This window comes from Leptolyngbya sp. DQ-M1, assembly GCF_039962505.1.
Classification (GTDB): Bacteria; Cyanobacteriota; Cyanobacteriia; order Leptolyngbyales; family Leptolyngbyaceae; genus Leptolyngbya.
The window spans coordinates 1-7,794 of record NZ_JAMPLJ010000033.1; the positions used below are offsets into that span (position 1 = coordinate 1).

Below are 7,794 nucleotides of genomic sequence, written 5' to 3' on the forward strand. Positions count from 1 at the left end.
CATCTATGCCTATCTTAAAGATATTTCTGCACCCACCAACCTAATCTTTCGGGCATTGAATCCGCTTCACCGATACTTAGATGATTCCCTAGAAGAGGACGCACCAAAGTCACTAGCTTTTGATGCAGGGCGTTTACTTGGAAATGGTGCTGCAATTCTAACAGGGATTCTTGAATTTCAAGCGGGATCAAGTGCTGCACAAGCAGGTGCAAAGCTGTGCTTTGTTGGTCAAGGCTTCGGTTGCATTGGAGGTGCCCCAGCGATCGCGATCGGCACTGCTGTAGCAGGTTCAGGTTTAATCACAATCAACGCAGGAACTCAAAGCGCAGCCGTCAGCGTCGATCGCTTAATCGAGCATTTGCACGTGCTGTTCTCTAAGGGCGCGTCAGGAACTTCGGGACAGAACTTTCCTAATCCTGACTCTAATCGTCCTACTGGCAAGCCTCCCGAAAATTCTGTCCACGACAAGGCATACACGGAGAGCAGACATCTTGAGAATGGTAGCATTGTTCAGAAGGATCTTAACAGAGGCAAGGAAGCACACATATTCAATGACCCATCTGCTCTTGAAGCTTTAGAAAATAAGGTATGGAGCGAAGGAGTCTATCAAGGACAACGACAAGGAGAACTTTGGCATCGTTGGATGTATCGTTCTGATACTCCTATTGGCAAGCGGATTCAAGAGGGAAGACCTAATGGGGATTTGTATATAGTTGAAATCAAAGGAAGGTATCGCTCTGACGGCAAGTTTGAGTATCACTTAGTTCCCCGTAGCAAACCTGGTGTATCAGATGTAAACTAGCTGTGATTTTTGTAGTAAGAGGTGACAAAAAATGAAGAAATCAGTAACAAAAGAAGAATGGTGGTTAATGGATTGTTCGTTTCCCGATTTACAATGGGCAAGATTGCGAGTCTACGACGATAACTCTGCCGAAGTTTTTTATGGAAGTAGATGCTCTAACCATAAGAATGAAGAGAGTGCCTGCTCAGAGCTTGTTGATGATGAATACGTAAAATTCTCAGACCTCGATCAGGATGACGAGGAGTATTACGGTATTCCATTTTCAAAAATCTATCCACCTAGTGGGACAACGGATGAAGTTCTTAAAGAGCAGATGTACGTTAGTTCCGGTATTTATCTCAATCCCTGAGGACTACTTCCTTAGTAACTGAAGTTGAGATCGCCGTTTACTAAACTTTATCGGAAATAACTGTACAGGAATCAGAACGATGCTTCTAAGTTTCTCGTTGAAGCTAAGCGAATCTTGACTGGCGGTGTTCAAGACGGAAATTGTGCAGTCCACACGCCGTTTCCATCACTTGATCCACATAGTTTTCCTTGCGATTACGAAATTTCTGCATCACAATCTGTGAGCGTTTGATCCCACCAATATGATGCTCAATCGGAACGCGCTGTTTTGAAATCAGCCGATTCAGTTGTTTCTCAGTCTGCGTGAGTTCTTGATTTCGGGGCTTCTTCTTCGGTTGCAGCACAATCACACCGAGGGGTGCAAATCCCTGAAAGCCTGTATCCTGCCACAATCGACTGCCTTGGGGAAACTGGTAGTCCTCTGCGTCGGCAATGGCTTTATCATGCTTTTTGCCCTCATAGGTCTGGCTCAAATACTTCACCTTGCCCTGACGCTCAGCAATCAGATTGTTCTTTACCGCATGAGCCTTCTGCTTGCCGCTATAGTACTTTTTTCGCCCCTCCTTGTCCTTGGGACGATTGATTCTGCGGTCAGTCCCGTCAATGATGAATTCCAGGGCTGGACACTCATTCAGAATCGCCTCTAACTTCCGAGCATCGCGCTCTGGCAACTGTTTCTCATAACCCAACGCTTGGATAAACTTCTTCTTGATGAACAATCTTGGTACGTATAACCCAGTGTCAACATTCCCTCTACCGCTAACAACATTTCTAGTTGATTATGACTTCTCCTACTGGGTTGAGCGAGTCAACCGCTTCAACAATCTTTATGGAGATGATGTCTTCGCAGCGGCAGGAGGAATTGTGTCTATGGAGCGTAATTGGCAGTATACTTCCATTATGCTCAAAAAGTTTTTGCAATATGCACATGATTGTTTAGCAAGAGATTCGCGTTACCCGGTGAGCTTTCGTGTGTTGCTGTAGAGTGGTGATGAGTATATTCTTGTCTGTGTAGTGCTGAACTTTAGCTACTTCCAAACATAGAGCTGATTACAGCTTCTTGAACCATGATGAGTCTATTGGAAAACTTAGTTCGAGCAGTAACGATGATTACTGCTTCAGTAGTAGCAATTTGGATCTCCGCAGAGATAACAATGCGGTTGCTCGTGTTGATCCGAGGTGGAGATCCTCTTGTTCAGAATATCTTCTCTGCAAAGATACCAGGAGTCAATATTCTGTTTATCTTATTATGGACAGCAGCTTTTTCACTCTTATCTTGTACATTTGTATTTGTAATTAAGTGGAACTTTAGTAGGGAAAGTAATTTTCCCTATGTTGCAGGAGCCACTGCTGGGTTTTTCTGCTTTTTCTTCTACCACTTATTACTGCAAGCTCGGTGGTATCTTGAAAGCTAAAATTTGTAAGGATTTATGCTACTAGGTTATTTGCTTTGGATATAGCCATTACCTGCTCACGGATTTCAGCATTACGAGGGCAATCAGCTTTTTCGAGAGATGGCAATACTCATGCCAAATTACCCACTACTCGCCTGATACACAGTTCTTTGGTTTTTGTTAATACTAGACATCATGCAGTCTGAAAGATTTGTACAAAACGCTACTCGACGCACACTTGTTATCACTCTATGCTTGGTTGCCGTCACAGGATTAGCGAATGTTCTATTCTATTTTTTGAGATCTTTACGCGGAAGCAATGTATCGGATATGGGCATTCCGATGTATGAATATTCAAGTCAAGTTTTTTATTTGTGGTTAATCGGTTTTCCCATTTTGTGCTTATCCCTGAATTATGTGATTAAGCAAACAATTAGATCTCATGACAATCTGCCTGATTGGGTAATCGGTTTAATTGGATTTCAACATTGGATTTGGTTTGCTTGGGCGATAGCAGGATAGTGCAGCATCACAATTTAATTTTAGGGTAAACGGAAATGAGCTTGCGTCCTTCAGTTTGCAGCCTAAACCTGAAATCAATTCTCAACCCGCTTTGATTTACCTTACCTCGCTCTTCGCCCCTAAGCCGAACGCCCAGGCACTTGGCCCTCAAGCCCTTGCATAGTTGGAGAAGTGCATCAACTCCAATCTGTCGTCGAATTGAAGAGTGAAAGATCGTCGATCACACTTGCAACGTTGCAGCAGCAAGGCATTATCAGCAGATTGTTCGCATTTGAATATGATCGCTATTGGCATCAAGACACCCTCAAACAACTTGAAGCTGAACAATTAACACACTGCGCTGAGTTTAATCTGTTAACGAGGTCAAGAAGTGAGTTGAGCGACACTCAACTACAGGACACGTACTGGATTGCCGATCGCGCTAGTGTACCCACAGAAACAGCATCTACCCACTAAGGGTCGCGTCTTTATTAAATTCATGGTAGGACTAGTGACCAGATTAAAATAAGTGGGTGTGATGAACTGAGAACATATCGAGTGATCGGTTAAACTTTCTGGAAAAAATGCAACATTGCAACCAATTTCACTGCTCAACAACGTCACGGAAGTACACCAAAAACAATCGCTTTTATACATGAAAAACGATCGATAAACTTCTGTTGCACCCTCAACCCCAGGGCACAGGCGTAGAGTATGGCAATGCTTACACTGCTTTGAAAACGCCATGCTCACAACTCCCGCTTCGCACTCAACGACGATTAACCTTGACTTATTCAACCCGATCGACGTGATTGAAGCCATGATTGATCTCCGCATTCAGCTTGAGCAGATTGAAATTCAAATTGATGCGCTCAAACTCGCATTCTACGGTGCTTATACGACGCTCAATGCCGAAAAGATTGAGCGCGATCGTGCATTAATCATCCGTCGTCTCACACCGGGACAATGGACTTACTCACCAGAGGTGCTAGAACAGGAACTGTTGTTCAAACAGCTAAAGCAGCAATTCCACAAGGCGCATGAACCGACCAGTGGCAGAGAAGTCATCTGGGCTGTCAAATTATTGCTGGCGCTTGCTTAATTGTTTTCGATCGCGTTTCGGTGCGACTGCCTGCAACAGGGAAGCTTCCGATCGTTCTTGTTTCGGCTTTGGCTGACCGAGCATTTGGGCAAAGGGCAGCCCGCATTTTTCACAGCAGTCGTCTTCCCACAACGCTGGAGTCCGAAGTCCTGTATGGCACTCCGGACAAGCAGAAAGAAATTGAACGGAATGTTGATCGCACAACTCCACATTGGCGCGTTGCCACGTCGATCGATGTACTGGCACTTCCGCATAACAAACTGAACAAAGCCGCGTTTGCAGGTGCAGTGGTTCTGACGGTAGCATTTTTGCCAATTGTTCAGGTGCTACATCAGTCAATTTTGATAGGGCAATCATCTGTAATGGCGTGGGGTTACGACGGCGCGAAGGAGAATCCCAAGACTGTACCCATTGAATACGAATCCCTAACTGCTCTGCGATCGCACGGTGACTCAGTTCATTCGCCCGTCGAAACCGCCCCATGAAATGCCCAAAACTTTCATCGGAGTGCGGTTCAACGCGGAAAATCCAACTTCCTGATTGCATTAGTGATACTCGGCAGCCGTTTGGCTGAGTAAATTCACATCGATTTGCGATCGACCTACTTGCAAGGCGCGTCGCGCTGCGGTGCGGAGAATTTCATCGAGCAGCCCTAAGTATCCACGAGTCGAAGCACCCAATATCTTCTGCATCGGCGCACTGGTCAAATTCGAGGGCTGTGGCAGCTTCAATACATACGCTTCCCAAATCGCGGTCGTGTCTTCCAATGTTTGACTGTCCATGCGCTGGAAGCGATGACACGCCATAAAGCGGTTGTACACTTGCTCATCGCGCCGCACCACCGCATCGAGTCGATCGGTGCCGACGAGAACGACCGAAATGCTCAACAAGTCGAAAATGTCGCGCAGTTCCGAAAATGTCTTCGGTCGCAAGCGATGCGCTTCGTCGAGAATGATCATTTCCACTTGGCAAGTTTTGAGTAGTCGATAGACGCGATCGCGCAATTCAGAAATCGTGCCTCTGGTGATGCGATATTGCAGATAGTCCAGTAACCCCACAAACAATTCGCGTGGTCCTGATTCAGTTGGGGCATGGAAATACATCACGGGGATGATCGGCGCATCTCCGTTATTCAATTGTTTCTGGGTATGTTTATGGCGATAAGCATCGCAAGCCACGGTTTTTCCGGTGCGTGAATCGCCAATAACTCGACACGCATGACGACACTGGCGTTTGTCATCGAGCCAAGCATGAAACTGTTGCACGGCTTCAAGTTCCACAATGCTGTGATGCTGCAAACGCTCAATCTGCTGCTGTGTAGGTGAATGGAGCGATCTCTGTGGTGGAATAATGATTTCCGGAAGTTTAGAGTCTTGGGTCACAGTGGGTTTGCCTCTCGTCTGAGTTGCTCGTAGTTTTCGTACACCCGTACATAGGGCACAGGTTTCTTCGGTTTCACAGGTTCAGGATTGGGCGAATTCTCTTGGGTGATTAAAGGTGCGACCAATTCGGATTGTGCCATCATCGTCGCTTCAGATGGACTCGATAGTTTTTCGACCTCGATCTCAGCTTGCGGTTGAGAGATCGGTGAATCGTTTGCGATCGCACGTTTCCGCTGTTTGTGTTGCCGTTGAACTTGGTCGATCACACGATCTCGATCGCGCACCTCGTTTAAGAGCGATCGTTGGCTCACTTCTTGCCCTGCCGCTCGAATTCTTCGGCTCATCGCTTTCGCTTCTGCATACGCTAAGATTTCGGTTTCGAGTCCAGTCGCATGGGCACGGGTGAGAAAGACTTCCTTGGAGTCCTGAAGCTGATAAATCCAAACAGTTGTGATGTCACGCGGGTCATACCTCAGAATCACCGTTTCACCTGCGTAGGCAGCTAAATGTTCGCCTTGGTAGGTCAGATTGGCAAATTGAATGTAGCCATTGCGATACACCGTGCGTTGATCTCGACGCAACAAACAAATATCTAGCTCTCGTTCTCCGAGCAGGGGTAATTGTGCCATCCGTCCCGCTTCCCATCGTCCGATGCGGCTTTGATTGCCCATTCGCGCATCGACCATCTGGTTGTAGTGATCCACGATGTATCGCACCAGTAGACGTTCCAATTGCAGTAGAGTTAAGCAAGCTTCGATTTCGGCACTGGGCGATCGCTCGATGACATTGCTGCTGACGTATCCGGGTAACGTGCTGAAGAATTCCCGATTGAATGTGCCAAACGGTCGCTCCACAATTCCTCCATCTGATGGCTTGCGACGTAGACATAAAACAATGCCGAGTTCTGTTGCCACTTGTTCTAAGTGCTGCGATCGAAAGTCCTTTCCGCCATCCGTATACAAATAATTGGGCAATCCATACGTATCCCACACTTGCTGCAATTCATAAGCGGCTGAGTATTGTTTGGGCAGAATCGCATGACGCAGAGCTAATCCGACAACCTGAGCGCTGGGAGCATCAAAGCCCAAGTTCAGTCCCATGATGCAGCGGGAATAGGTATCGACGACGATCGTCAGCCACGGTCGTCCTAAGACCTCACCCGCTTGATCCACGACTAAAACATCAATTTTGGTGTGGTCGCATTGCCACACTTGGTTGCTCCACTCGATCGCTAATTCGATGCCTTCACGGGTAGTAATCAATAAGCGATCTCCCCGCCAGCCTAACGATCGTTTCGCCTGCTGTTTCTCGATTTGCGGTTTGAGAATACGATAGACCGTAGTGCGGCTAGGATAATCAGCAACTCCTAATTCTTGGGCACGGGCGCGAACCCGCAGCGACACTTGCGCCGGAGTCATACTGCGACTTCCACGATTGCCTTCACGATACGTTTTGAGGACAAAGGCTTGCCAGTTCTCACCGTGTTTGCTGATGCCTTGATCCGAGCGCGATTGCCGCGTTAATCCAGCTATGCCGTGCTGTTGCCACGATCTCACTAATCGCCGCAAGCTGCGAACGCTCAACCCCAGTTTCTTCGCGGCTTGACGCTGCACTTTGGCATACCGCTCAGTGCCCCGCACGGCGATCACTTGTTGAATCACTTCGATTCGCTGTTGCACTTCGATCGTCACAGAGGCAATCTCATTGACGATTTCGCTGTCGTCTTCATCTGCCGCTGCGTCGGGCAACGGCAAGGTCAATTGCTCGATGCTATCTGGTTCCGAACCCATTGAGTTGGAATTTGAAGTCGTGTCCATAGGCAATTCGTTCGCTGGCGCAAATTGTATGTCACAAGCGGTCAAATAGCGTGTGACGTTTCATCTCAATTCCGTTTGCGAAACGTTACTGAGATCAAGAGTTTTGCTCTCGACTGGGTTTATATCTCATCCCGAAAGCGGTCAAATAGCGCAGGATTTTAACCTCAAAATCTGCGGTCAAATAGCGTGGAACTGCAAAAATTATCCATACTACATCGCTCAAACTATTGCTATCTAAGCATTTCAAGCTTTCGCGATCACGGTCAAATAGCGCGGGATTCCACGAGATGTGCAACGAACTGACATTTAAACTCTTGAAACACCCACTGAGTATGCGTTATAGCCCATTAAAATCTCGTCTAATCGTGCTTCCTTATCCTTAAACCGATGATCGAATCACTGCTACATTTTGCTTGCTCATGTCTATTGACATTCTTTAATTAGTTTT

At 46.8% G+C, this 7,794-nt stretch carries 8 protein-coding genes; 4 read left to right on the forward strand and 4 right to left on the reverse strand.

The window, feature by feature from the left end:
• Together NC981_RS25415 and NC981_RS25420 are read left to right on the forward strand one after the other, a co-directional pair.
• The coding region (locus NC981_RS25415; RefSeq protein WP_348245573.1) for a hypothetical protein at positions 1-802 on the forward strand (802 nt) is incomplete at its 5' end.
• Between the two features lie 31 nt (positions 803-833).
• The gene (locus NC981_RS25420; RefSeq protein ID WP_348245574.1) at positions 834-1,151 is read left to right on the forward strand and encodes a hypothetical protein; all 318 of its coding nucleotides are present in this window, start codon (positions 834-836) and stop codon (positions 1,149-1,151) included.
• A gap of 103 nt (positions 1,152-1,254) precedes the next feature.
• Here the strand turns inward: NC981_RS25420 and NC981_RS25425 are convergent, their stop codons facing one another.
• A complete protein-coding gene (locus tag NC981_RS25425) occupies positions 1,255-1,869 on the reverse strand; it encodes a transposase family protein (protein WP_348245575.1) in 615 nt (204 codons plus the stop codon).
• A gap of 19 nt (positions 1,870-1,888) precedes the next feature.
• Between NC981_RS25425 and NC981_RS25430 the strand changes: the two genes are divergently transcribed.
• On the forward strand, positions 1,889-2,134 hold the full coding sequence (locus NC981_RS25430; RefSeq protein WP_348245576.1) for a hypothetical protein: 246 nt from the start codon (positions 1,889-1,891) through the stop codon (positions 2,132-2,134).
• Between the two features lie 1,656 nt (positions 2,135-3,790).
• Positions 3,791-4,147 carry a hypothetical protein gene (locus NC981_RS25435; protein ID WP_348245577.1) on the forward strand — a complete coding sequence of 119 codons (357 nt, stop codon included), beginning with the start codon at positions 3,791-3,793 and terminating at the stop codon, positions 4,145-4,147.
• Here the strand turns inward: NC981_RS25435 and NC981_RS25440 are convergent.
• Genes NC981_RS25440 through NC981_RS25450 form a run of 3 tightly spaced genes read right to left on the reverse strand, consistent with a single transcriptional unit; the run spans position 4,127 to position 7,346 of the window.
• Positions 4,127-4,693 (reverse strand): helix-turn-helix transcriptional regulator, encoded by a 567-nt coding sequence (locus tag NC981_RS25440; RefSeq protein WP_348245578.1) that lies wholly within the window; start codon positions 4,691-4,693, stop codon positions 4,127-4,129. The genes NC981_RS25435 and NC981_RS25440 overlap by 21 nt on opposite strands.
• Positions 4,693-5,529, reverse strand: coding sequence for a TniB family NTP-binding protein (locus tag NC981_RS25445; protein ID WP_348245579.1), 837 nt, complete (start codon positions 5,527-5,529; stop codon positions 4,693-4,695). Before NC981_RS25445 ends, NC981_RS25440 begins: the two co-directional genes overlap by 1 nt.
• Complete coding sequence (locus tag NC981_RS25450) at positions 5,526-7,346, reverse strand: Mu transposase C-terminal domain-containing protein (protein ID WP_348245580.1); 1,821 nt, start codon at positions 7,344-7,346, stop codon at positions 5,526-5,528. Before NC981_RS25450 ends, NC981_RS25445 begins: the two co-directional genes overlap by 4 nt.
• Positions 7,347-7,794: the final 448 nt, after the last annotated feature.

Coding starts and splice junctions, on each gene's coding strand:
- NC981_RS25435 (WP_348245577.1), top strand. CDS start 3,791: ATGCTCACAACTCCCGCTTCGCACTCAACGACGATTAACCTTGACTTA.
- NC981_RS25440 (WP_348245578.1), bottom strand. CDS start 4,693: ATGCAATCAGGAAGTTGGATTTTCCGCGTTGAACCGCACTCCGATGAA.
- NC981_RS25420 (WP_348245574.1), top strand. CDS start 834: ATGAAGAAATCAGTAACAAAAGAAGAATGGTGGTTAATGGATTGTTCG.
- NC981_RS25450 (WP_348245580.1), bottom strand. CDS start 7,346: ATGGACACGACTTCAAATTCCAACTCAATGGGTTCGGAACCAGATAGC.